Annotated in this window: 21 protein-coding genes, 2 tRNA genes and 1 other RNA gene; 11 read left to right on the forward strand and 13 right to left on the reverse strand. The window is 72.4% G+C overall.

The annotated features are described in order from the left end of the window. Positions 1–387: 387 nt before the first annotated feature. The 3 genes from M1R94_RS01060 to M1R94_RS01070 all read left to right on the forward strand — a co-directional run bounded on the left by M1R94_RS01060 (position 388) and on the right by M1R94_RS01070 (position 3,122). Positions 388–1,296 (forward strand): MetQ/NlpA family ABC transporter substrate-binding protein, encoded by a 909-nt coding sequence (locus M1R94_RS01060; protein ID WP_249379808.1) that lies wholly within the window; start codon positions 388–390, stop codon positions 1,294–1,296. A 111-nt stretch (positions 1,297–1,407) separates the two neighbouring features. After that, complete coding sequence (locus tag M1R94_RS01065; protein WP_249379809.1) at positions 1,408–2,463, forward strand: methionine ABC transporter ATP-binding protein; 1,056 nt, start codon at positions 1,408–1,410, stop codon at positions 2,461–2,463. Next, complete coding sequence (locus M1R94_RS01070; protein WP_249379810.1) at positions 2,460–3,122, forward strand: methionine ABC transporter permease; 663 nt, start codon at positions 2,460–2,462, stop codon at positions 3,120–3,122. Before M1R94_RS01065 ends, M1R94_RS01070 begins: the two co-directional genes overlap by 4 nt. A 36-nt stretch (positions 3,123–3,158) precedes the next feature. Here the strand turns inward: M1R94_RS01070 and M1R94_RS01075 are convergent, their stop codons facing one another. The 4 genes from M1R94_RS01075 to ffs all read right to left on the reverse strand — a co-directional run bounded on the left by M1R94_RS01075 (position 3,159) and on the right by ffs (position 7,095). Beyond that, a complete protein-coding gene (locus M1R94_RS01075; protein ID WP_249379811.1) occupies positions 3,159–4,547 on the reverse strand; it encodes an FAD-binding oxidoreductase in 1,389 nt (462 codons plus the stop codon). Positions 4,548–4,709: 162 nt separating this feature from the next. After that, positions 4,710–6,101, reverse strand: a complete 1,392-nt coding sequence (locus tag M1R94_RS01080; RefSeq protein ID WP_249379812.1) for an FtsX-like permease family protein — start codon at positions 6,099–6,101, stop codon at positions 4,710–4,712. Continuing rightward, positions 6,098–6,826 carry an ABC transporter ATP-binding protein gene (locus tag M1R94_RS01085; RefSeq protein WP_249379813.1) on the reverse strand — a complete coding sequence of 243 codons (729 nt, stop codon included), beginning with the start codon at positions 6,824–6,826 and terminating at the stop codon, positions 6,098–6,100. The genes M1R94_RS01080 and M1R94_RS01085 overlap by 4 nt, the downstream gene beginning before the upstream one ends. Positions 6,827–6,998: 172 nt before the next feature. Then, positions 6,999–7,095, reverse strand: an RNA gene (gene ffs, locus M1R94_RS01090) — signal recognition particle sRNA small type. Positions 7,096–7,195: 100 nt separating this feature from the next. On the opposite strand from ffs, the gene M1R94_RS01095 reads away from it, so the two are divergent. Beyond that, positions 7,196–7,468 (forward strand): ArsR/SmtB family transcription factor, encoded by a 273-nt coding sequence (locus tag M1R94_RS01095; RefSeq protein ID WP_249379814.1) that lies wholly within the window; start codon positions 7,196–7,198, stop codon positions 7,466–7,468. A gap of 8 nt (positions 7,469–7,476) precedes the next feature. Further along, complete coding sequence (locus M1R94_RS01100) at positions 7,477–7,869, forward strand: VOC family protein (RefSeq protein WP_249379815.1); 393 nt, start codon at positions 7,477–7,479, stop codon at positions 7,867–7,869. Between the two features lie 37 nt (positions 7,870–7,906). Here M1R94_RS01100 and M1R94_RS01105 read toward each other — a convergent pair whose 3' ends face one another. Beyond that, a complete protein-coding gene (locus M1R94_RS01105; RefSeq protein ID WP_249379816.1) occupies positions 7,907–10,546 on the reverse strand; it encodes a hypothetical protein in 2,640 nt (879 codons plus the stop codon). 126 nt (positions 10,547–10,672) lie between these two features. On the opposite strand from M1R94_RS01105, the gene M1R94_RS01110 reads away from it, so the two are divergent. Continuing rightward, positions 10,673–10,757 (forward strand) — tRNA-Ser (locus tag M1R94_RS01110). A 125-nt stretch (positions 10,758–10,882) separates the two neighbouring features. On the opposite strand, the gene M1R94_RS01115 is transcribed toward M1R94_RS01110, so the two are convergent. Genes M1R94_RS01115 through M1R94_RS01130 form a run of 4 tightly spaced genes read right to left on the reverse strand, consistent with a single transcriptional unit; the run spans position 10,883 to position 13,230 of the window. Next, positions 10,883–11,368: an SRPBCC domain-containing protein gene (locus tag M1R94_RS01115; RefSeq protein WP_249379817.1), complete on the reverse strand. Its 486-nt coding sequence runs from the start codon at positions 11,366–11,368 to the stop codon at positions 10,883–10,885. Continuing rightward, the gene (locus M1R94_RS01120; protein ID WP_249379818.1) at positions 11,365–12,339 is read right to left on the reverse strand and encodes a DUF5996 family protein; all 975 of its coding nucleotides are present in this window, start codon (positions 12,337–12,339) and stop codon (positions 11,365–11,367) included. The genes M1R94_RS01115 and M1R94_RS01120 overlap by 4 nt, the downstream gene beginning before the upstream one ends. A gap of 25 nt (positions 12,340–12,364) precedes the next feature. Then, on the reverse strand, positions 12,365–13,096 hold the full coding sequence (locus M1R94_RS01125; RefSeq protein WP_249379819.1) for a flavodoxin family protein: 732 nt from the start codon (positions 13,094–13,096) through the stop codon (positions 12,365–12,367). Continuing rightward, positions 13,093–13,230: a hypothetical protein gene (locus M1R94_RS01130; RefSeq protein ID WP_249379820.1), complete on the reverse strand. Its 138-nt coding sequence runs from the start codon at positions 13,228–13,230 to the stop codon at positions 13,093–13,095. The genes M1R94_RS01125 and M1R94_RS01130 overlap by 4 nt, the downstream gene beginning before the upstream one ends. Before the next feature lie 256 nt (positions 13,231–13,486). Here M1R94_RS01130 and M1R94_RS01135 point away from each other — a divergent pair, with 256 nt between their 5' ends. Continuing rightward, positions 13,487–16,252, forward strand: a complete 2,766-nt coding sequence (locus M1R94_RS01135; protein ID WP_249379821.1) for an ATP-binding protein — start codon at positions 13,487–13,489, stop codon at positions 16,250–16,252. Between the two features lie 62 nt (positions 16,253–16,314). On the opposite strand, the gene M1R94_RS01140 is transcribed toward M1R94_RS01135, so the two are convergent. The 3 genes from M1R94_RS01140 to M1R94_RS01150 form a co-directional block, all read right to left on the reverse strand. Further along, a complete protein-coding gene (locus tag M1R94_RS01140) occupies positions 16,315–16,977 on the reverse strand; it encodes a Type 1 glutamine amidotransferase-like domain-containing protein (RefSeq protein ID WP_249379822.1) in 663 nt (220 codons plus the stop codon). A 99-nt stretch (positions 16,978–17,076) separates the two neighbouring features. Continuing rightward, positions 17,077–17,793 (reverse strand): copper homeostasis protein CutC, encoded by a 717-nt coding sequence (locus M1R94_RS01145; RefSeq protein ID WP_249379823.1) that lies wholly within the window; start codon positions 17,791–17,793, stop codon positions 17,077–17,079. 71 nt (positions 17,794–17,864) lie between these two features. Beyond that, positions 17,865–18,215 carry a hypothetical protein gene (locus M1R94_RS01150; RefSeq protein ID WP_249379824.1) on the reverse strand — a complete coding sequence of 117 codons (351 nt, stop codon included), beginning with the start codon at positions 18,213–18,215 and terminating at the stop codon, positions 17,865–17,867. A gap of 172 nt (positions 18,216–18,387) precedes the next feature. On the opposite strand from M1R94_RS01150, the gene M1R94_RS01155 reads away from it, so the two are divergent. The 4 genes from M1R94_RS01155 (at position 18,388) to M1R94_RS01170 (ending at position 21,939) form a co-directional block, all read left to right on the forward strand. After that, positions 18,388–18,472: transfer RNA gene (locus M1R94_RS01155), tRNA-Ser, on the forward strand. 310 nt (positions 18,473–18,782) lie between these two features. After that, the gene (locus M1R94_RS01160; protein ID WP_308199858.1) at positions 18,783–19,847 is read left to right on the forward strand and encodes an ATP-binding protein; all 1,065 of its coding nucleotides are present in this window, start codon (positions 18,783–18,785) and stop codon (positions 19,845–19,847) included. A 114-nt stretch (positions 19,848–19,961) separates the two neighbouring features. Continuing rightward, positions 19,962–21,125, forward strand: coding sequence for an MFS transporter (locus M1R94_RS01165; RefSeq protein WP_249379826.1), 1,164 nt, complete (start codon positions 19,962–19,964; stop codon positions 21,123–21,125). Between the two features lie 91 nt (positions 21,126–21,216). Next, a complete protein-coding gene (locus M1R94_RS01170; protein WP_249379827.1) occupies positions 21,217–21,939 on the forward strand; it encodes a haloacid dehalogenase type II in 723 nt (240 codons plus the stop codon). Between the two features lie 82 nt (positions 21,940–22,021). Here M1R94_RS01170 and M1R94_RS01175 read toward each other — a convergent pair whose 3' ends face one another. Further along, positions 22,022–23,950, reverse strand: a complete 1,929-nt coding sequence (locus tag M1R94_RS01175; RefSeq protein ID WP_249379828.1) for a PKD domain-containing protein — start codon at positions 23,948–23,950, stop codon at positions 22,022–22,024. Positions 23,951–24,037 lie beyond the last annotated feature (87 nt).

Genomic DNA, 24,037 nt, shown 5'->3' on the forward strand with positions numbered 1-24,037 from the left:
AAAGCCCCCTCTCGGCGGCGGGGGCTTGCGTGCGCGGACACGTGGGACGTGCTGGCGGGATCGCGTGCTACTTTGCCGATGTCATCCGCCCAGTAGGGATTTGGAGCATCACGTGAACCACCCCGTGGTCATCGAGCGACGCGCACGCTTCATGTGCGCCATGCCTGGTGCCTCCCGCGGGGTCATGTGCATGTCCGACGACCAGCGCTGAGACCTCTCACCACTCTCACGCTTCCCGGTCCCCGGCGGACCCCCTGACGTCACACCCCCTGGCTCCTGCGTGGGCCCCTGGGTACCGGTGTGCCGCGAGCAGCGAACCGCCGCCGGGAACCCCTGGCCACCCGGCACCCTCGCACCTCCCGTGCACCCACCTGGAAAGGCACCACCATGAAGCGCACCCTGACGCCCCTGCTCGCAGGGATCACCCTCGTCGCGACCCTCGCGGCCTGCGGGGGCGGTGACACCGCCGCTGCCCCGACGCAGGAGGCCAGCGTCGAGAACCCCGTCGAGGTCACCGTCGGCGTCACCGACCAGAGCCACGACTACTGGCGCACCTTCGAGGAGCTGGCCGCGGAGGCCGGCATCGAGGTCGAGCTGGTCAACTTCACCGACTACAACCAGCCGAACCCGATCACCAGCCGCTCCGAGCTGGACCTCAACCAGTTCCAGCACCTGCTGTACCTGGCCAACTACAACGTCTCGGCGAACGACGACCTGGTGCCGATCGGTTCGACGGCGATCTACCAGCTGGGCCTGTACACCGAGAAGGACTACACGACGCCCGACGACATCCCCGACGGCGCCGAGATCGCCATCCCCAACGACGTCGTCAACCAGGCCCGGGCCCTGCTCGTGCTCCAGTCCGCAGGCCTGATCAGCCTGGCCGACGGCGGCAACGCCTTCTCGACGCCGGCCGAGATCGACGCCGACGCCTCACGGGTCACCGTGGTGCCGGTCGACGCGAACCAGACCACCGTCCAGCTGCGGAGCCTGGACGCGGCGGTCATCAACAACAACTTCGCGGCCGACGCCGGGATCGACCCGACCACGGCGATCTACTCCGACCTCGAGGACACCAGCACCGCACGCCCGTACCTGAACATCTGGGTGACCCGGGCCGAGGACGCCGACAACCCGGTCTACAACCAGCTCGTGGAGATCTACCACTCCGACGAGGTCATCTCGCAGCTCATCGAGCAGAACGGTGGCACGGCCGTCTCGGAGGACATCGACGCGGCCGAGCTGCAGGCAGACCTCGCCGAGCTCCAGGAGCTCGTCAGCAGCTCGCAGGGCTGACCACCTCGCCGGGCGGGGCGGCGCCACGCCCCGCCCGGCGGACCGGTCCCGGACCACCGGGCACCGGCGACCAGGGCGCCCCGGCGTCACGACGAGGACAAGGACCGACCCATGACTGCGATGGTCACTCTCCGCGACGTCTCCAAGACCTTCACCGGCTCCTCAGGCCCCGTGCACGCCGTCGACGGCGTCACCTTGGACGTCGAGCGGGGTGACGTCTTCGGGATCATCGGCTACTCCGGTGCGGGCAAGAGCACCCTCGTCCGGCTGATCAACGGGCTCGAACGCGTCACCGGCGGGCAGGTCCTCATCGACGGCCAGGACGTCACCGACCACTCCGAGCGCCAGCTGCGCTCGGTCCGGGTGGGCATCGGCTTCATCTTCCAGCAGTTCAACCTGCTCAACTCGCGGACCGTCGCGGGCAACGTGGGCTACCCGCTGCGGGTCGCCGGATGGCCCAAGGAGCGCCGCGAGGCGCGGGTCGCCGAGCTGCTGGAGTTCGTCGGCCTGGTCGACAAGGCCCGGCAGTACCCCGACCAGCTCTCGGGCGGTCAGAAGCAACGGGTCGGCATCGCCCGTGCCCTGGCCACCTCGCCGCAGCTGCTGCTCGCCGACGAGGCGACCAGCGCGCTGGACCCCGAGACCACCAAGGACGTGCTGGACCTGCTGCGCCGGGTCAACCTCGAGCTCGGGGTGACCGTCGTGGTGATCACCCACGAGATGTCGGTGGTCTCCTACCTGTGCAACAAGGTCGCGGTGATGGAGAACGGCAAGGTCGCCGAGCAGGGCTCGGTCTACGACATCTTCTCGGCCCCCCAGCAGGAGGTGACCCGCCGGTTCATCACCAGCGCCCTGCACGACCGCCCCCGCCCGGACGTCCTGGAGCGGCTGCGCGAGCGCCACCCGGGGCGCATCGTCACCGTCAGCGTCCGTGAGGAGGCCGGCTCGGGCACCCTGCTGACCCAGCAGCTGCGGGCCCACGGCGTGGACGGATCGATCGTCTACGGCGGGATCACCGAGGTCGACTCGCGCCCCCTCGGGTCGCTGACCCTCGAGCTGGTCGGTGACGACACGAGCATCGATGCCCTGATCGCCGACCTGCGGGTACGGACCGACGTCGAGGAGCACGTGCGACCAGCGGCGAGCGGCGAGGGGAGGTCACGATGAACTCCGGGAGCGCGAGCCTGTGGCCCACCTTCCTCCAGGCGATCGTCGAGACGCTGCAGATGGTCTCGGTGACCCTCCTGGTCGGCGGGTTCGCCGGCCTGGTGATCGGCATCCTGCTCTACACCACGCGCGCCGGGAACCTGCTGGCCAACCGCCCGGTCTTCACCGCGCTGAACGTGCTGGTGAACACGGTGCGACCCATCCCCTTCATCATCTTCATCACCGCGATCCAGCCGCTCACGGTCGAGGTGACCGGGACGAGCTACGGCACCGAGGCGGTCATCTTCCCGATGGCGATCATGGCGACCTTCGGGACGTCACGGATCGTCGAGCAGAACCTGGTGGCCCTGGACCCCGGTGTGATCGAGGCCGCCCGGGCGATGGGCGCCGGTCCGCTGCGGATCATCCTCACGGTGATCATCCCCGAGGCCCTCGGGCCGTTGGTGCTGGGCTACACGTTCCTGTTCGTGGCGATCACCGACATGTCCGCGATGGCCGGTGCGGTCGCGGGCGGGGGGCTGGGCGACTTCGCGCTGCAGTACGGCTACCAGCGGTTCAACCCGGTGGTCACCTGGTTCACCCTCGGGGTGATCGTGGTCATCGTGCAGCTGGGTCAGGTGCTGGGGAACTGGCTGGCCCGGCGGGTCATGCGCCGCTGAGGGTCGTGCGCCGCTGACGGTCACGCAGCTGACGGGTCAGATCTTCTTGCCGGGGTTGAGGATCCCGGTGGGGTCGAAGACGGCCTTGAGGCCGCGCTGCAGCTCGCGCACCGTGGGGCCGAGCTCGGCGTCCAGCGCGCCCTGCTTCTCCAGGCCGATGCCGTGCTCACCGGTGACCGTGCCGCCGAGCTCGAGGGCCAGACCCAGGATGCTCTCGTGCGCGCGGTGGGCCAGCTCGACCTGGACCGGGTCGAGCGGGTCGTAGGCGATCGCGGGGTGCAGGTTCCCGTCACCGACGTGACCCCCGGTGCCGATCGGCAGGCCGATGCGGCCGGACAGCTCCTCGAGCCGGTCGAGCAGCTCGGGCAGGCGGCTGCGGGGGACGGACACGTCCTCGTTGATGCTGCCGCCGCGGATCGCGCGCATCGCGGCGTGGAACGACCGCCGGGCCCGCAGCAGCGCCTCGAGGGCCACGGCGTCGGTCGCGACGTCCACGGTCAGCGCGCCGTGTTCGTGGGCGATGCGCTGGTAGGCGGCGACGTCGGCTGCGCCCTGCTCGTGCTCGTCGGTCAGCACGAGCAGCATCGCGCGGGCCCCCACGGGCAGACCGGCATGGGGGTCGTGGGCGACGATGGCCGCCAGCACGACCTGGTCGAGCAGCTCCAGGGTGCTGGGCCGGTGCGGGCCCGCGATGATCTCGTTCGAGGCGAGCAGGGCGTCGCGGACCGTGGGGAAGGTCGCGCAGATCCCCTGGTTCTCCCCCGGCGCTGCGAGCAGACCGAGCGTCACCTCGGTCACGATGGCCAGGGTCCCCTCCGAGCCGACGACCAGCCCGGTGAGGTCGTAGCCGGCCACGGCCTTGACGGTGGGTGTGCTGGTGCGGACCACCCGTCCGTCGGCGAGCACCACCTCGAGGGTGCGGACGAAGTCGCGGGTCACCCCGTACTTGACGCAGCGCATGCCGCCCGCGTTGGTGGCGACGTTCCCGCCGATCGTGCTCCAGGAGTCCGAGGCGGGGTCGGGCGGGTAGAACAGGCCCTGCGCGGCGACGGCGACGGCCAGGTCCCGGGTGACCACCCCGGGCTGCACCACGGCGACCTGGTCGACCGGGTCGATCCGCAGGACGGCGGCCATCCGGTCGAAGACCATGAGCAGCGCGCCGTCGACGGCGTTCGCGCCGCCTGCCAGGCCGCTGAGCGCGCCCTGCGGCACGATCGGCACCCCGTGGCGGTGCGCGATGCGCGCCACGGCCTGCACCTCGATCGTCGATGAGGGGTGGACGACGGCGAGCGGGACGCCCGTCGGGCCGGTCGCCGAGGCGTCCTGCGCGCGGGCGAGCAGCCGATCGGGGTGGGTGACGACGGCGTCGGCCGGGAGCGCGGCGCGCAGCTCGTCCAGGGTGGTCGTCGGGGCGGGGTGGGTCACGGGAGCCTCGCAGGGTCGGGAGTCAGGTCCTGCCCGGGGGCCGGTGCTGTGCCCGGGGGCCGGTGCCGCACGGATGGGGCACCGACCAGGTGCCGACCGTATCCCCGTCGTGCCGGGACCTGGTGGGACGTCTCACCAGGTCCCGGCAGGACGCTGCGCGGCTCAGTCCGGGCGCACGACCGTGTCGGCCAGCACCGAGCGCAGCAGGGGCCGGCTGGCCTCGGTCGCACCGATCACGAGGAGGCCGCCCACCAGCAGGCACCCGGCGAGCGCGATCAGCCCGGTGAGGTCGGTGGCGGTCGCCAGACCCAGGATCGGCACCACGAAGAGCAGCGCGGCCGCGGCCGAGGTCCCGGCGACGAACACCAGCGGGGCGATCACCTCGTGACGGCGGACGGCGTCGAACAGCTCGACCGGGACCCCCGCGAGCTGCTGCAGGGCGTACTCGCGCCGGCGGTCCAGCACGCTCGCCGCCTGCATGATCCCCGCCGAGGTCGCCGCGAGGATGAACGCGATGCCCAGTGTCAGGAGCGCGCCGGTTAGGACGTCCTGCCACAGCAGCCGGCCCACCGGGTCGTTCTGCATGCCGTCGTCGGCCAGCATCGTGGGGACCACCGAGAGGATCCCGGCGACGAAGCTCGCGAGCCCCAGCCCACCGACCACGCGCCACGCACCTCGCGGGTCGTCGAGCAGCCGGCGGGCGGCCAGCAGCCGCGCGGGGGTTCTCGCGCGTCGGGCCATGACCCGCGCGAGCAGCCCGATGGTCCACGGTCCGAGCAGGTTGAGGGCCAGGAAGACCATCGCGAGCAGACCGAGCAGGATCACCAGGAAGACGGCGCCGTCGATCCCGCCGCCGACCTGCGCGACCACACCGACCGCACCCAGCGCGACCACCACGACCAGGGCGCGCACCCAGTGCATCGCGGGTGGTGACTGGCGGCGGGCGACGCCGAGCGGGGACACCACGACCCGCCGCAGCGAGACCGCCCCGCTCACCGCGGCGACAGCCGGCACCACGACGAGGGCCGCGAGCAGCGGACCTGGCCCGACCCACAGCTCGCCCACGCCGAGGCGCTGACCCTGGAAGGTGAGCCCCGTCCAGACCGGCAGCAGCGCGAGGTAGCCCACCACGCCCAGCGCGGCACCGAGCAGGCCCTGCCGCGCGGTCTCGACCAGGGTCAGACCCACCACCTCGCGCGGGGTGACCCCGAGCAGGCGCAGCGTGGACAGGCGGGCGTCCCGTTGGGCGACACCCAGCCGGGCGGCGGCCCCACCGAGGGACAGCAGCGGGACGCACAGCAGCACCACGGCGACCCAGGCGAGGATCACGTAGGTGCCGGCGTCATCCCCGCCGAGGGGGGCGGGAGGGTCCTCGGCACGCTCCATGAACGCCATCAGCCCGCCGATCACGCTGAGGGTCAGGGCGGTCGCGATGGCGAAGGCCAGGACGGCCAGCGCCGTCGTCGTGACCTGCGCGCGGCCGCCCCTGCCGTCCGTGCCGCGCAGCAGGGAGGCGCCCGGGCGGGCCCAGGTCAGGGCCAGGACGGCCCTCATCGCACGGCACCGGCGGTGGGCAGCACCACGCCGTCCCACACCTCGATCCGACGCGAGCACCACGAGGCGACGGTCTCGTCGTGGGTCACCACCACGAGGGACGCCCCCGCGGCGCGGGTGGTCTCGGTCAGGATCCGCATCACCTCGGCGCCGGTGGTCTGGTCGAGGGCGCCGGTGGGCTCGTCGGCGAACACGACCCCCGGCCCGGTGATCAGCGCCCGGGCGACGGCGACGCGCTGCGCCTGCCCGCCCGAGAGCTCGCCCGGGCGCCGCTGCTCCATGCCTCGCAGGCCGAGGGCGTCGAGCCACTGCCGGGCCAGGCCCATGGCCTGGGCCCGCGGGGTGCCGAGCAGCATCGGCGGCAGGGCGACGTTCTCCTGGGCGGGGAGCTCGGAGAGCAGCTGGCCGAACTGGAAGACGAAGCCGTACCGGCGCCGGCGCAGCAGCGACCGTTCACGCTCGGACATCCCGGAGACCTCGTGACCGTCGAGGTGCACGGTCCCGGCATCGGGCGGGAGGATCCCCGCGAGGCAGTGCAGCAGGGTCGACTTGCCCGAGCCCGAGGGGCCCATCACGGCCAGGGACTCCCCCGCGGCGAGGTCGACGTCGACACCTGCGAGCGCCGTCGTCGGGCCGAAGCGCTTGACCAGCCCGCGGGCGGACAACCGCGGGACGGTGCTCGGCGGGGGCAGCGGGGCGGGGTTCGGGCTCGGGGCGGTGGTCATGCGTCCAGGCTCGTCGCACGGACGTGGCAGGCGCGTCGGGCGGTGGGTCCGTCCTGGCGAGCGGCGGGTGCGACCGTGGGTGGGGCGCGGGGTGCATGACGTCCGACCAGGGTGGGAGACCGCGACGGCGACCGGTCAGGACACCGGGGCCGGGGCTGGGGCCCGGTGGGCATGCAAGGACCCCCCGCACACCCACCAGAGCCCGCCTGCCCTTGCTGCCTTCCGGCCCTGGGGGAGTTCAGCGAGATGATGCCGCACGAGGGGTCTGGATGAACCCTAACGCAGGGGCCCCGGAGCGCCGAAACCGGGAACCCTCGGTTCTCTCGCGATCCTTGACATGCAAGTGACCACTTGCCTATGGTCGGTGCCGTGAGCGACATCTACAAGGCGCTCGCCGACCCCACCCGCCGGGTGATCCTCGACGAGCTGGTCGAGCGCGACGGCCAGACCCTGTTCGAGCTGTGCACCCGGCTCACCATGAAGCACGACGTCGCCTCGTCACGGCAGGCGATCTCCCAGCACCTCGACGTGCTCGAGGCCGCCGGGCTGGTCACCCGACGCCGCGAGGGCCGCTACACCTTCCACCACCTCGACACCTCGCCGCTGCGCGAGGTCGCCACCCGCTGGCCCACCACCCCATGAGGACACCCATGCCCAGGATCACCATCACCAGCGTCTTCGTCGACGACCAGACCACCGCCCTGGCGTTCTACACCGACGTGCTCGGCTTCGTGCCCAAGGACGACGTCCCGATGGGCGAGCACCGCTGGCTCACCGTCGTCTCCCCCGACCAGCCCGACGGCCCCGAGCTGCTCCTCGAGCCGAGCGAGCACCCCGCCGTCGGCCCCTACAGGGCCGCGCTCGTCGCGGACGGGATCCCGTGCACGTCGTTCGGGGTCGACGACGTCGTCGCCGAGCACGCACGCCTCACCGCGGCCGGCGTCGTGTTCACCCAGCCACCCACGACGATGGGCCCGGTCACCACGGCCGTGCTGGACGACACGTGCGGCAACCTCGTCCAGATCGCGTCGTTCGCGGCCTGACCCGTCCGCCCGGCGCACCGCGCGACGGTCGAGCGGGTCAGGCGGAGGGCAGGTCCGTGCGGCGCATCCGGAGCAGGGTGCGTCGCGCGGTGCGGTACTCCTGCGCCGTCGGGTAGCCGCTGTGCCCCTGGACCGGTGGGTACGTGGCGTTCTCCTCGTCGAGCAGGTAGCCGAGCGGGTCCTCGCACTGCAGGTCGTGGTCGTCCAGGGCCGCGACGAGGCTCGCGCCGATCGGATCGGTGTCCCGCCACAGGTTGATCCACCGGTCGCCCAGGGCCGCCCGCACCCGCAGCAGCTCGACCGGCCTGCTCACCCCGCGCGCCACCACCGAGCGACCCCGGGGCACCAGCTCGCTGCCGCTGAAGTACTGCGGGAACAACGGCTGGTACAGCCGCCCCAGGGGGCTGCCGTGGGTGAGCAGCACGACATGGTCCAGGGTGCGGCCACGTGACGGTCGGCCGTCGGCCGCTGCGCTCCCCTGTGCCGCCTCGGCCGCGTCGAGGGTCGCGAGCTGGGCGATCACCGCGAGCGCGATGACCGTGCCCTGCGAGTGCGCCGAGAGCACGACCCGGGGGCCGGGGGCGAAGGTCTGGGCGCCGGCGAGGTGCCGGATGCGCGCGACGAGCTGGGGCACGGCGCGTTCGGTGTAGCTGGGCGGGGCGAACGGGTGGCAGCCCCGCGGCCAGAAGGACAGCACGTCCCAGACGATCCCCACCTGACGCCGGACCTCGGCCGAACGCCAGCTCGCGACCACGAGGGCGACCAGACCGGCCGCGAGCAGCGCGAGCGCCCACGAGCCCGCGGTCGCGAGGACCTCCCCCAGGTCACCGACCCATGCTGTGGCGGGCACGGTCGCAGGCTCGTCGGCCAGGGTCGCCACGGCCTGCCCGAGGTCTTCCCCTCGCCACCCCAGCCGGCGGAACAACCCGTCGACCAGCTGCAGGTTGGACGTCACGGCGATCCCCGCGAGCACCACCCCGCCGACCCCGCCGACCGCCAGCGCGTTGACGATCCACCGCGTCTGGACGAGACGCTGGAGACGGCGGGCACGCACGATCCGCCGGATGCGGTAGTCGTCGCGCCACTCGCGGTGCAGACGACGACGGTCCGCCGGGTCCCGGGTGACGCCGTCGGCGCCGCGCGACGGGCTCGAGCCGACCCCGTAGTGGTCGGCCACCGCGACGACGTCCTTCGACGGGTGGCGTGAGACCAGCACGAAGGTCACCACCCCGGCGACCAGGCCCAGCCCGACCACGACCGCGAACCCGCCCGAGGCCCACTGGAGGAGCACCGGGACCTCGATCGACGTGGCCGGCCCATCCTCCTGCGCGGGGGCCCGCAGCAGCTCGGCGATCCGCAACGAGGCGGCAGCGACGTACACGTAGCCCAGCAGCGTCCCGCTGGCCGCCACGACCCACGGCGCGAAACCACCCAGGGCGGGCAGCTGGGTCTCGGCCGCGGGTGTGCGAGCCGTCGGGCTGAGCGCGGCATGGTCACCGGGGCGCGGGTCCAGCGCCCGTGCGCACCGGTGCGCGGTGTTCAGGAGCCGCTGGGCACTGAGCAGCACCAGGCCCACGGCGAGCGGCAGCAGCACCTGCACCCAGACGACCACCGTGAGCATGTCCCCCAGGGCCGGCAGCTCGCCGGGCAGGGAGGCCGCGGCGCCGTCGTCGTCGACCGCCTGCCGGAAGGCCAGGGCCGCGAGCACCGCCGCGAGCAGCGCCACACCCTGGAGCGTCGTCGTCACCACGCCCTGGGCCGGGGTCGGTCGGTAGGTCCACGACACCCACCGCGTCGGCAACGCCACCAGGAGCACACCCGCCACCACGACGAGCGCGCCGCACACCAGGGCCGTCCACCACAACCCGGTGCCCACGCCTCGCGACTGACCCTGCTCGGCCCACGCGACCGCTGCGGTCGTCTGCTGCGACGACCACACCAGCAGCAGCGCGACCGTCGCCCACCCCACGCTCAGGTGCACGCTGCGCAGCCGTCGCACCAGCGGCTCCCCGTTCCACATCAGCGGGGAGAACAGGTCGGGCTGGGCCTCGTCACCGCGGGTGGACCCCACCGGCGAGCCGCTCAGGTCTGCTGCGGACGACGCCTCGTACCGCAGGCTCACCCGGTGCGAGAGCCACGCCACCGCGCCCAGGAGGAGCACCGGGACGGCCGAGGCCACCGCCACCCGGGTGCCCAGGGTCCAGTCGTCGGCGACCGTCAGCCGCTGCCCGACGACGCCGCACACCTCACCCGCGCACTGCCACGCGAGCAGATCCATGCTGATCAGCGCGGCCGCCAGGGTCACCAGCACCGTGAGGGTCACCGCGAGCAGCCGCATCGAGGCGCGGAACAGCCACGGGCGCGCCGCGCGGCTGCTGGGCCCGTCGCCGTCGGTCAGGTCGCGACTGGTCCAGAACGCGAGGTTGACCAGGGCGAACGGCAGCATCACCAGCCATGCCGCCTGCTTCGCGACGCCCGAGGTCAGCCGACCCCAGCTCACCCCCTCGAGCACCCCGCCTCCGGGCAGCCGCCCGGCGGACGCGTCGGACGCCCGGACGAAGCGCACCAGGTCGTCACCCGCGACCTGGTCGAACCTCTCGACCCCCAGGAGGCCCTCCGGGCTGGTGCCCGAGACCCCGTGGACGAGCAGCTCGACATACGACGGACGCACCGGCATGCGCATCGCCTCCCGCAGAGATCGCCAGGATGCTCCCCTCGGGCTTGCCGCGACAAGAGGCGCCCCACGGGTGCGGCGGTGTGCGTTCGGAGGAGCGCGGCGCCGTCGGGTAACCTCGTGCGGCCAGGAGGATTCGCCTAGTGGCCTATGGCGCACGCTTGGAAAGCGTGTTGGGTGCAAGCCCTCGGGGGTTCGAATCCCCCATCCTCCGCTCCAGCAAGCACAGCGAAGGGCCCGTGACCCGCAGTGATGTGGGTGGCGGGCCCTTTGTCGTGAGGGGGTGCTGGCGGCCGGAGGGGTGGAGGTAGCCGTTCCGGTGAGGTGCCGGACACCCGATCAGGCTCCCTCGACGGTGCTGGGCTCGTGACCGGCGTCTTCGCCCCGCGACTGGCCGGACTCGACGCGTCGCCTGAGCGCCTCGTTGAACGCGGTGAACCCGGCGTGGCTGTTCGCGGTGGCGCCCTTGAAGAGGGTCACGAGGATCCCGGTGAAGCGTTCGCTGTGGGTCAACCGGGTGGTCCCGTCGGGTTTGACGGTCAGCACGAAGGAGTGCAGCCCGTCGAACAGGCCGCCCGGGCCCAGCCTCCCGATCCAGCTGAGCTCCTCCCCCGGCGTGGCAACCAGAAGCCTGGGCCGGAAGGTCGTGCCGCGACCACCTCGGCCGGCCAGGTGGACGACCAGCCGGCTGCCTGCCTCCGCGGTGCCGTCGATGCGGTCCATGAACGGGTTCCACTCCGGGTAGGCGGGGAAGTCGGTCAGGACGTCCCAGACGGCCTGGGGGCCGGCGTCGATGTCGATCGTGGTGATGACGGTGGCGCTCATGCTCTGCTCCTCTCTCGTCGGTGGCCGCCTGCACGGTGCTGCGGCCACCGCGCCGGGTCGTCCTCCAGGACGGCCCGGTCCCATCCGCCCAGGACGGCTGCGGCGGCGTACGTGCTGTGGAGAAACTGCGCCACGGTGTGGTCCGGGTCCTCCGAGTCGGCCACCGCCTCGTACGGCAGCAGGAACTGGCCGTTCTCGACGCTGTAGTACGCCGCGTCCGGTGCCACGGGGTAGTCCGCGAACCCGTCGGGCTCGGGGTAGGCGTACGCGTAGAAGGCGCCCTCCTCGCCCCCGCCCGGCCAGAACCCGGCACTGCTCAGCTCACGGGAGTAGCCCTCGACCATCACCCAGTCGCCGCAGTTGGGGGCGCCGCCGGGGTGCTCGGGCGCCTCCCGACCGGAGAACCGGGTGCACGCCAGGTCCATGGCGCCCCAGAAGAGGTGCACCGGGCTGACCTTGCCCACGAAGTGGGAACGGAAGTCGCCGAGAACCCGGTCCGCATGCACCAGCTGCTGCCAGAACAGGTGGGCGGCGACCGGGTCGTAGGTCGCGTGCTGGTCGTCAAGGGGGAACGGGACCGCCGGGTCCACCTCGTTCGGCCGGACGTCGATGACCACGTCGATGCCCAGCTCGTCGAGGGCCCGCATGGTCGCTGCGTAGAAGTCCGAGACGGGTCGCGAGAACAGTCCGACGAGCCGCTCCTCCCCTGCGCTGCTCCGTATCCGGAGGTGGTGCGCGACGACGTCGAGCTCGAGGTCGAAGGACCCAGAGCGGTGCGGGATCGCGCCGGTGGTGAGCCCGCGGGGGCTCACGTACAGGGTGACCTGCCACCAGTGGTTGACCAGTGGGCTCTGCGAGAGCCGGATCTTCCCCACGATCTGGGTCCACATGTGCAAGGTCTCGCGGGTGTCGGTCCAGTCGTCGACCCGCAGTCGCGGCCACTCGTGTGGTGAGCCGATGTGCGTCGTCATGGCTCCTCCTTCTCCGGCAGCGGTGCTACCGGTGCTCGGGGTTCTCCTGGTCAGGAGCGCAGCCGGCGTCCCACTCGCTGCGTCGGTTCCCGTACGCCGGTACGCCGCCCGCGCCGCGCAGGATCGCGGCGAGGTGCATCAGGTTGTAGGTCATGAAGGTCGTGTTGCGGTTGGTGAAGTCGTTCTCCGGGCCCCCCGACCCTGGATCCATGTACGACGGGCCCGGACCGGCGGCGCCGACCCACCCGGCGTCGGCCTGCGGCGGGATGGTGAACCCCAGGTGCTGCAGGCTGTAGAGGACGTTCATCGCGCAGTGCTTCGCGCCGTCCTCGTTGCCGGTGATGACGCACCCGCCGACGCGGCCGTAGTAGGCGTACTGCCCCGCGTCGTTGAGCGAGCCCGAGCAGCCGTAGAGCCGTTCGACGACCCGCTTCATCACCGAGCTGTTGTCCCCCAGCCAGACCGGGCCAGCCAGGACGAGGATGTCGGCCGCCAGCACCTTCTCCATGAGCGCAGGCCACTCGTCGAGCGCGGCGCCGTGCTCGGTCATGTCCGGCCACACCCCGGTGGCGATGTCGTGGTCCACGGCCCGGACCTCCTCGACCTGGACCCCGTGCTCCCGCATGATGCGGGAGCTGATGCGGGCAAGACCCTCCGTGTGGCTGGGCTCCGGTGAACGCTTCAGCGTCGCGTTGATGAACAGGGCTCGCAGACCGTCGAACCGGGGCGGCACGGCGATCTCGCGGGCGGCGGTCATGTCAGCACCTCGTTGCCGGCTGCGGCGGACGGCGCGTTGACGACGACGTCCACGTACTCCGGGTGGTGGCGCAGCCAGCTGAGGATGGAGTGACGGTGGTCCGGATCCCTGCTCACGGCGACGTCTGTTGACATGTTCTCGAAGCCTCTCTGCTGGTGTGTGCCCGGTGCCGTGGACAGCGACGATCGAGTCGTGGTGAAGGCACCCGAGCAGCTGTGCCTCGCACCGCAGGCGGGTCGGCCCCGGCTTGATGCCGTGTCACCAGGCTCGCCGCCAGCGGGTTGTCGTGGCGTCGGTGGAACATCCCGATGTCGTGGCCGGTGATGGCACCAGCGGTGTGGGCGGGCTATGGCCATGTGTGGTTCGCGTCGGTGAGAATCACCTAGAGCCGTGCGACCGGGGAGGAGAGCGACCCTGAGCGACCTCGTGGGCCGGCGCGCGGAGCGTGAGACGGTCGAGCAGGTGCTCGTGCGCGCGCGGGCCGGGCGCAGCGGTGCGCTGGTGGTGCGCGGGGAGGCGGGGATCGGGAAGACGGCGCTGCTGGACCAGGCACGGGAGGCCGCCGCGTCGTCGGGATTCCGGGTGGAGTCCGCGGTAGGGGTGGAGGCGGAGGCGCAGTTCGCCTTCGCCGGCCTGCACCAGCTGTGCGGTCCGCTGCTGGGCGGTCTCGCCGCGCTGCCCGACCCCCAGCAGGCCGCCCTGGGAGTGGCGTTCGGGCTACGAGGCGGCCCGGCACCGGACCGCTTCCTGGTGGGGTTGGCGACCCTGACCCTGGTGGCCGAGGTCGCGGAGGAGGGGCCGCTGCTCTGTCTGATCGACGATGCGCAGTGGCTGGACGAGGCGTCCGCGCAGGTCCTGGCGTTCGTGGCTCGGCGGGTCTCAGCCGAGCGGGTGGCGCTGCTGTTCGGCGTGCGCGACTCTGGCGACGGGGGCGCGGGCGGTCCGTTGGCCGGTCTGCCCGAGCTGCGCCTCGAGGGCCTCGACGCCGCCGACGCGCTGGCGCTGCTGACCGCTGCGGTCCGCGCACCACTCGATGGGGAGGTGCGCGACCAGGTCGTCGCGGAGGCTCGCGGCAACCCCTTGGCCCTGCTGGAGCTGCCCGACAACGCCCAGCCGGCGGGGCTGGCCGGGGGGTTCGAGCTGCCGGACGTGGGGAACGTGCCGCGCCGCATCGAGGACGAGTTCCGGCGCCGCTCGGCGGGGCTGCCAGCCGAGACGCAGCTCCTGCTCCTCACTGCTGCGGCCGACCCGACCGGCGAGACGGCGCTGCTGTGGCGTGCTGCCGCTCACCTGGGCATCGACCCTGAGGCGGCCGCACTCGCGGAGCACGCCGGGCTGCTGCTGCAGATCGACACCCGCGTCCGGTTCCGTCACCCGCTGGTGCGCTCGGCTGTCTACCAGGCGGCCACACCACCGGACAAGCGACGAGCGCACGGCGCCCTGGCCGAGGCCACCGACCCACGCTCGGACCCGGACCGACGCGCCTGGCACCGCGCACAAGCCGTGCTGGGCACCGACGAGGACGCCGCCGCCAGTCTGCAGGACTCAGCCGACCGGGCACGCGCCCGGGGCGGGCTGGCCGCCGCAGCCGCGTTCCTGCAACGCGCGGTCAAGCTCACCCCCGACCCGGCCACCCGCGCGGCCCGGGCACTGGACGCCGCCCACATCACGCACGCAGCCGGATCGACCGAGGCGGCCTCGGAGCTCCTCACCGTCGCAGCGTCCGGGCCGCTGGACGCCCTGCAACACGCCCGGGTCGAGCTGCTGCGTGCCCGGATCGCCTTTCGCCTGACCCGAGGCAGCGACGTTCCGAGGATGCTGCTCGCCGCCGCCAACACGCTCGTCCCGCTCGACGCGGCGCTGGCGCGCGAGGCCTACCTCGAGGCGATCGAGGCGTCGTTCCACGCTGGACGCTTCGCCACTGCCCACACCCTGCACGAGATAGCCGTGGCCGCTCAGGAGGCGGTGCCGCTGGGCACGTCGTCACAGCCCATCGACCTGCTCCTGGACGGGTTGGCCACCAGGTTCACGCTGGGGTACGAAGCGAGCGTTCCCAGCCTCGAACGGGCGCTCGAGGCGCTCCGCGACGACTCTGGATCCCACGACAACGGCCGTTGGCTGTGGCTGGCCTGCCACGTCGGGGCGATGCTGTGGGACGACGAGAGCATCTATCTCCTGGCCAGCCGCGCCGTGCGGCTCGCGCGCGAGGCCGGGGCACTGGCGACGCTCCCCGCCTCGCTCAACGCGCTCGGTCTGGTGCTCGTGCTCACCGGCGAGCTCAGCCGGGCCGCCGAGCTGTTCGCGGAGGACACGGCCATCACCCGGGCGACCGGCGCCCCGCCGATTCCCAACGCCAGGCTCAACCTGGCTGCCTGGCGCGGTGTGCCAGGGGCCCCCGAGTTCCTCGAGACGACGGTGGCGGGGGCGACGGCGCGCGGCGAAGGGCTGACCCTGAGCAGTGCTGACGCCTCGCTCGCCTACCTGCACAACGGGCTGGGCAACTACGACAAGGCGCTCGCCGCAGCGAGTCGTCTGAGCGAGCTCGACGAGCTGGCGCACAGCAGCGTCGCCCTTCCCGAACTCATCGAGGCGGCCGTCCGTGCCGGCGAGCCGGAGCGTGCCGCGGCCGCACTTGACCGGCTCGTGTCCAGGGCCTGCGCGAGCGGTACCCCGTGGGCGCTCGGGATGGCCGCGCGCTCCCGCGCCCTGGTCAGCACCGGGCCGAGCGCCGAGGACCACTACCGTGAGGCGATCGAGCGGCTGGGCCGCTCCCGCATGGCCACACATCTGGCTCGCGCGCACCTCGTCTACGGCGAGTGGCTGCGCCGCGAGGGCCGCCGCCAGGACGCGCGCGACCAGCTGCGCACCGCCCACCGGCTGCTGTCCGACATGGGCGCGGAGGCGTACGCCGACCGCGCGGCCCGCGAGCTGCGCGCCACCGGCGAGCACCCCCGCCGACGGACCGCCCAGCCCACCGACGCGCTCACCGCCCACGAAGCGCACATCGCGCGGCTGGTGGCGACCGGGGCGACCTCCCGGGAAGTCGCCTCCCAGCTCTTCCTGAGCCCGCGCACGATCGACGCCCACCTCCGGAGCATCTTCCGCAAGCTCGGCATCACCTCGCGCCGGCAGCTCAGGGAGCTACGGCTGCCGTGAACCCAGGGGCACGGACCCCACGGACCACCGGCCCGCCACAGGGGCGGCAGCGAGCCCGACTGTCATGCGATGAAGCTGACCCACTGCCCCTCGGAGACCACCTCGACGGAACCGTCGACGACGACGAGGGCCGTCTGCTCGTCGATGGCGTACGCCGGCCCACCGATGTCCGCGGCCCACCGCTCGGCGTGCGCCAGCGTGTTGGAGGGGAAGGCGTCCAGGTGCGGGAAGATCGCGAAGTCGACGAGGCCGAGCGTCCGGTCGTCCCGCGCGGACGGCCACTCGACGAAGGAGGGCCCGATGCGCGGCGACATCACCATGCTGCCCGCGCTCACGCCCACCCAGACCGTGTCGGTCAGCGACGGCAGCAGCTCGGCCAGGCCGGACTGCCGCACCCAGTGGCACAGGTAGGTGGCGTCGCCGCCGTCCACGAGCAGCACATCGGCCTCTTCGACCCAGGGAACCCAACGTTCCTCGCCGATCGTGGGGAGGGCGGTGAGCTCGAGCACGCCGAGGGAGGCCCAGCCCAGGCCGGACAGGTGCTCGAACCCCGGACCGGCCGCGACGAGGCCCTGCACGGTCGCCGGACCGCACATCGGGTGGCCCCACTGCGCCGTCGGGATGCACAGCGCATGGGACTCTCCGACCGGCTTGCCGAGGAGCCGCACGAGGGCGTCCCGGATGCTCGGGTTGGTGACGCCGCCTGACGTGAGCAGCAGCTTCATGGGTACCTCGTGACGTGAGTGGATGCCTGACTCATGTGGACCGGCGGTCGAGCCAGAACTCATCGTGGCCGAGCGGCAGGGGCGCGCGGTGCAGCCTGATCAGACTCGCCGCGCTCCGTCAAGGATCGCGCGCAGACGGCCCGCCAGCTCCTCGTCGGTCGTCTCGCGCACGGACTCCCCGGCCGAACCGAGATGGATGCCAGAACCTGCGACGACGCGTTTGGCCGAGGCGTGGACCGCGTCGACACCGGTCGCCACGACGAGCGACACGTTCGCAGCCACGACACCCCCACCAGCCATGATCTCGATGCGGCCGGCCGCGTGCCGGACGAGGCGGGTGAGCTCGCCGCGTCCCTCGACCGCCGACGCCGCACCGCCCGAGGTGAGCACCCGCGACACCCCGAGCTGCACGAGCACGTCCAGCGCGCCGATCCGGTCACCGAGGGTGTCGAACGCGCGGTGGAAGGTGATGGGCGCAGGGCCGGCGGCGTCGGTCACCGCCCGCAGGAGCTCGGCGTCCACGCCGCCGTCGGACGTACCGCCCACGACGACGCCGGCAGCACCAGCAGCAAGGACGTGACGGAGGTCGCGGACGATGACGGCGCGTTCCTCGGCCGTGTAGCCGAACCCCCCTGCTCGGGGACGGATCAGGACGTGTGCGGCGACCGGTGCGGCCGCTGCCGCCTCCACCAGGGCGAGCGACGGTGTGAGCCCGCCGACCGAGAGCGCCGAGCACAGCTCGATGCGGTCCGCGCCGACACGCGAGGCGATCGCGATGCCCTCGAGGTCCTGCACCGCGAGCTCGAGAGCGACCATCGTCCGATCCTCGCACGGGGCCCCCGTCCACGGCGGGCGCCGCGGGCCTCGGGTCATCGGGTTCCCGACGCTCAGCGTGGCGACCAGAAGTACCGGTTCCAGTCGTCGACGAGCGCGAAGCCGACTGCCCCGACCAGCACGAGCACCGCGAGCGCGACGACGGCCGAGGTGCGATGCCGGGCGCGCAGGGTCACCAGGACGACGAGGCCGTAGGCGAGGAGGATCGCTGCAGCGCTGGTCGCGGCGACCGACAGGTGCCACTCGGGGTTGCACTCCGGCGGGGCCGGCATGATCGCCGGGCAGACCCGGTCCTGGTCAGGGTTGATCAAGACGAGGTCGAGGGACCGGCGCACCCGCCACCAGATCGCGACGACCCACGTGGTCGCGATGAGCCCTCCGGCGACGATCGGCGACCACCTCAAGGGCCTGGAGCGTGGAGCGTCGTCGTCGGGCACCAAGCGATCCAAGCACGCGGCACCCGTTCTCCGGCAGCGGCAGGAGGACGACGGCACCGACGCCAGCGGCGGCGCCGCTGGCGACCCGAGCACGGGGCGTTCGGTCCCGACGAGGTGGTCCGGTATCCTCGTGCGGCCAGGAGGATTCGCCTAGTGGCCTATGGCGCACGCTTGGAAAGCGTGTTGGGTGCAAGCCCTCGGGGGTTCGAATCCCCCATCCTCCGCGTGACGAAGGGCCCGTGACCTGCGGAAGCGTAGGTGGCGGGCCCTTTCACGTGGGTGGTCGCCGAGGAACGCCGCTTCTCGCAAGCCGCTGACCTGCGGTGTGGCAGCAGTTCGGCTCTGGTGGGATGTTGCCCCTCGTCCACCACCGTCCGGTGCCGGCGGGCACGCTCGGCTCCCATGCCTCCCGAGCTCGCCGTTCAGCGCGTCCGACGGAGAGGAACGAAACGGTAGTGTTTAAGCCGCCAATACGGGAGCGTAAGCCCTGAGGCCGACCGTGACCGACTGTCACGGCTTCCCACCCCGATCCTGATCGACGAGTGGCAGTTGTACCCCGCCGTCTGGGACCAGGTCCGCCGGGCTGTCGACGCCGGTGCCACCCCCGGGTCCTACCTGCTCACGGGGTCCGCGACACCCACCACCGCTCCCACGCACACGGGCGCCGGCCGCATCGTCCGCCTGCGACTGCGTCCGATGAGCCTCGCCGAGCGCGGGCTCGTCGAACCCACCGTGTCACTCGCAGGCCTGCTCTCCGACGCCAGGCCGCCCGTCGGCGGCGAGAGTCGTGTCGGCCTGGCGGAGTACGCCGAGGAGATCGTCACAGGCGGCTTCCCCGGGCTGCGCACCCTGCCCGCGCCTACGCGATCCGCCGGCCTGAGCGGCTATCTCGACGCCATCGTCGAGCACGACTTCGCTGAGCTGGGACACGTCGTGCGCCGACCTCGGACGCTGCGCGCATGGTTGAAGGCCTACGCGGCTGCGACGTCGACGACGACGTCCTACAACGCGATCCTCGATGCATCGACGGCAGGGCATGGAGACAAGCCCGCGAAGACGACGACCATCGCGTACCGCGAGACCCTCGACCGGATGTGGCTCCTCGACACCGTCCCCGCGTGGACCGGAACGCGCTCACACATGGCCTCACTCGGCCAGGCACCCAAGCATCACCTCGCTGACCCAGCCCTCGCGGCACGGCTCCTCGGCGTCGGCGCCGGTGCGCTGCTCGACAGCCCGAACCCGGACAGCCCACCGATCCCGCGGGACGGATCCCTCCTGGGCGCTCTCTTCGAGAGCCTCGTCACCCTCTGCGTACGGACCTATGCCGAAGCGGCCGACGCACAGGTCAGCCACCTGCGCACCCACCGCGGCGATCACGAGGTCGACCTGATCCTCACCAGGGACGACGGACGCATGGTGGCCCTGGAGGTGAAGCTCGCGGCAGTCGCGGGCGACGAAGACGTCCGCGACCTGCACTGGCTGCGCGAACAGGTCGGTGACGATCTCCTCGACGCCGCCGTGATCACCACAGGACCAGCTGCATACCGCCGCCCCGACGGGATAGCCGTCATCCCGGCAGCTCTGCTCGGGCCCTGATCGCGCGACCCGACGTCGTCTACTCACCCACCTCGCGAGGCTCGCGCCGGCGCCGGTCAGGGCCCGTCACCCGCGCCCCGGTTGCAGGCTGACGAGGGTGTGCCACGGTGCGGTGTGGACAGGCAGACGATCGGCATCGGTGTCGGTGGAGCAGCTGTCGTGGGCGTCGCCTTCGGCATGGCCCGCTACGCCTACGGGCTGACCCTGCCTGACGTGAGGTCAGAGTTCGGCCTGTCCGAGCTGCTCCTGGGTCTGATCGCCAGTGGCACCTTCGCGGGTTATCTCATCGGGCTGGTCTGCGTGCCGCGACTGTCTGCCCGACGAGGACCGCGGGCACCCACGACCGTGGGCGGTGTGTGCGGGTTCATCGGCGCGGCGACCGTCGCTCTCGCACCGTCGCCGTGGATCCTGGCCGTGGGTGCTGTGATCAGCGGTAGTGCCGCCGGCTGGGTGTGGGCCCCCTACTCCGACATCGTGACCGAGGCCGCGCCACGGCCCCGCCGAGCGACCCTGCTGGCGGTGATCACGACCGGGACCAGCCTGGGGCTGGTCGGGCTCGCGGGGCTGGGCCTGCTCGCGACCGCGTACTCCTGGCGGCTGACCTGGGCGGGCATCGCCCTGGCCGCAGCGGTTGCCGCGGTGCTGAACAGGCGCGTCGTGCCCCGGGTGGCTGCTCCTCGCCGAGGCGAGGGGGCCCCGCGGCAGTCTCTGTGGCGGCGGCCCATGGCCGCGCCCCTCGCGTACGCCGCGCTCTACTTCGCCGCTGTCACCATCTACTTCACCTACGCCACCGAGGCCGCGCGCAGCGGGGGACTCGCCGGTTCGGCCGAGCCACTGCTGTTCGCTCTCATCGGCGTCGGCGGCCTCGTCGGGCTGCGCACCGCGTGGATGAACCGCGCGATGGGCACACCGGTGGTCGGGGTCGGCAGCGTCTGGGTGGTCAGCGGCGCCCTCGTCCTCCTCGGGCTGGGACGGACGTCGCTGCCCCTCACCCTGCTCTCCGCACTCCTGCTGGGGACGGGCTACATGGTGGGCTCGTCCCTGCTGGCCATCTGGACGGCTCAGGTCGCCCCGGATCGGCCCGGTGAGGGTTTCACGTTGGCGCTCGTGGTCGGTGCGGTTGCCTCGATCGCCGCGCCTGCGGCGATGGGTGCGCTCATCCCGGCCCTGGGGCTGCCGACGATGCTCGTGCTCGTCGCCGCGGGCGCTGCCGTGGGCACGCTGGCCCTCGCCGCCCCACCGCTCCGGGGTGCGGCCGAGTCACGACGACCTGGGTGACTCCTGGCCCCCGCGGCCGCTCGTGGTGCCGACCCGTGGCGGGCTCGGGTGCGGGCGGCGCATGCTCGAGTCCTCACGTCAGGAGAAGCCCATGCCCCTCGCCACGCCCCAGGTCGTCGTCTTCGACGTCAACGAGACCCTGAGCGACATGACCCCGCTCCGGGCCCGATGGGAAGCCGTCGGGGCACCACCCCACCTCGCCCAGCAGTGGTTCGCCGAGGTGCTCCGGGACGGGTTCGCCCTCGCGGCAGCCGGTGCGCAGGAGGACTTCGCCACGATCGCCGCCGACGTCGCACGGCGACTTCTCGTCGGTGCCGGGCGGGACGCCGGTGCCGGTCAGGACCTCGACGCCGCAGTGGCTCACGTCATGGGAGGGTTCGCAGCGCTCGAGGTGCACCCCGACGTCGCCGACGGCATCCGAGCGCTGCACGACCTCGGGATCCGGCTCGTGACGCTCACCAACGGCGCCACGACGGTCGCCGACCGGCTGCTGCAGGGTGCCGACCTCCGGGACCGCTTCGAGCAGCTGCTGTCCGTGAGCGACGCCGGCCTCTGGAAACCAGCAGCGCAGGCCTACCGCCACGCGCTGGACGCGTGCGGGGTGAGCGCCACGGAGGCGATGCTCGTCGCGGTGCACCCGTGGGACGTCGACGGCGCGTCGCGCGCCGGGCTGCGGACCGCGTGGGTCTCCCGGACCGGCGGTCGGTACCCGGCCTACTTCCGTGCGCCGGACGTGACCGTCGGCTCCCTGGTCGAGCTCGCCCAGGCGGTGACGCGTGGTGGCCCCGCGGGGCATCCCTCCCCCGGCCGTTGATCACGACCTGCTCTCGAACCAGGGGCCGCAGCTCCCTCTCCGGGGTGGACTCAGGATCCGCCCCGGGTGCTCGACGCGCCCCTCACCCGACCGGCCGCGCCAAGAGGTCGTCGACCGTGAGGACGATCGGGGTGTTCGTCGCACCGCTGGACAGGTAGTGGCTGACGCCGATCCATCCGGACGCCTGCAGCTCTGTCGCGGAGTCGGTGCGCGTGACGGTCCAGGCGGACGGCTCGGCCGTTCCCGCACGCCACACCTTGGCCTGGATCGTCGTCGGCGAGGTGCCGGTCGCCTGGACGCGGACCTTCAGCTGCTCGCCCGCCACGTGGGTCACCCCGGGCAGGACCGCCGCCGGTGCGATGAGCGTGGCGGTCGACCCGATCTTGCGCTCCAGGGCCAGCACGATCGACGCGTCGGGCCGCAGCTGCAGGCGAGCGCTGTAGGAGCCGGTGCTCAGCCGTCGCGGCGAGACGCTCACGTACAGACCGGACCCGACGATGGGCTTGTCGGTCGCGATCGTGTACGTCAGGTCGGTGCTCGACGAGGAGACGGCCGGGAGCGAGATGTCAGGCCCGGCCCCGGACGCCGGCAGGATGATCCGCCCCACACCCCCGGAGACCGAGTAGTTCGCGCTGCTGCCCGTCGTACGCCACAGGCCCCCGGTCTCGGCGCTGCCGAACCCCGTGGCCACCGTCCGGCTGAAGGTGTCGGCAGCGAAGGCCACCGGCTCGACCACCTCGGAGACCTCGACCGTGCGCGTGACGGTCCCGGTCGCGCCGTCGTCGTCGGTCACGGTGAGGGTGATCGTGTACGTGCCCGGCGCGGCGTAGGTGTGCGTGAGGCCGGCGCCGGTGAGGCTGGTCCCGTCTCCCATCGTCCACGCGTAGGACGCGATCACGCCGTCCGGGTCGGTCGAGGCGTTGGCGTCGACCGCGCAGGCCAGGCCGCTGCACGAGGCGGTGAAGGACGCCGTCGGCGACTGGTTCGGGGGCGGGTCGACAGGCGGGCCGATGGTGAACGCGTCGGTGAACGTGCCCCCGGAGGCGCGTTCGAAGGAGGCGGTGAGGGTGGTGGGGGTCAGACGGACGTCGAGCGCCCCCCATGTCGCCGTGGCGAGCCCGGACATGGCCGCGAAGTACCCCGCCTCGCTGTCGGCGGGGTCCACGGCTCGCTGAGCGATCCCGCCGGTGCCCACGGTCGCGAAGACGGTGCCCGCGCTCTTGCCCATCTCGGCGGTGCTGTCGACCACGCAGCTCGCGTTGAAGGTCCCCGGCACGACGGTGCTGCAGCCGGGACCGAAGCCGATCTGGTGGGTGCGCTGGTAGGAGTGCTCGTGGCCGTACAGGACCAGGTCGACCTTCTTCGCGATCAGCATGTCGTGCAGCCCCGCGCCGATGTCGCAGCCGTAGACGCCCACGGACAGGCAGGGCTTGTGCGCGCCGACCACAACCCACGGGATGGACGCGGCCCGGGCACCGTCGATGGCGGCCGCTGTCCACTGGTACCGCGGGCTGCCCACCGCGTAGGACCAGGTACCGTCCGGGAAGGTCAACGCCGGGGAGATCATCACGTAGCGCACCAACGGCGCATGCGCGGGGACGTCCACGTACCACTGGCGGCCGTAGGTGCCGACCAGCCCTGGGAGCTGGTTGGGCAGGCAGGCGGAGAAGTCGTTGATGTTGCCGTCCATACCGTTCGACTCGTGGTTGCCCGCGAGCAGCTGGAAGGCGAACCCGGCCCCCACGTGGCTGGTCACGTACTCGCACCAGGCGTCCTCGGACGGGGACGACGCGTACGAGAGGTCGCCGAGGGCCAGGTTGAGATCCGGTCCCAGCGCATCGATGCGGTTGAGGACGGCCGAGGTGTTGGCGCCCGCGGCGTAGTCACCGACCGCCGTGAAGTGCACCTCGTCGGCCGTGGCCGCCATCGGCACCAGCCCGGTGCCGACCCCCGCCAGAGCGAAGACCGAGACAGTGAGTGCCGCACTGATCCAGGATGTCCGTCCACGCATGACGACCTCCGTCAGGGCGGCGCTCGGGGACCCGGGCCACCTCGCTCCCCGTAGTACCGCATATCGGGACGAAAGGGAATGGTGGCA

It is taken from the genome of Actinotalea alkalitolerans (genome assembly GCF_023369855.1).
Classification (GTDB): domain Bacteria; phylum Actinomycetota; class Actinomycetes; order Actinomycetales; family Cellulomonadaceae; genus Actinotalea.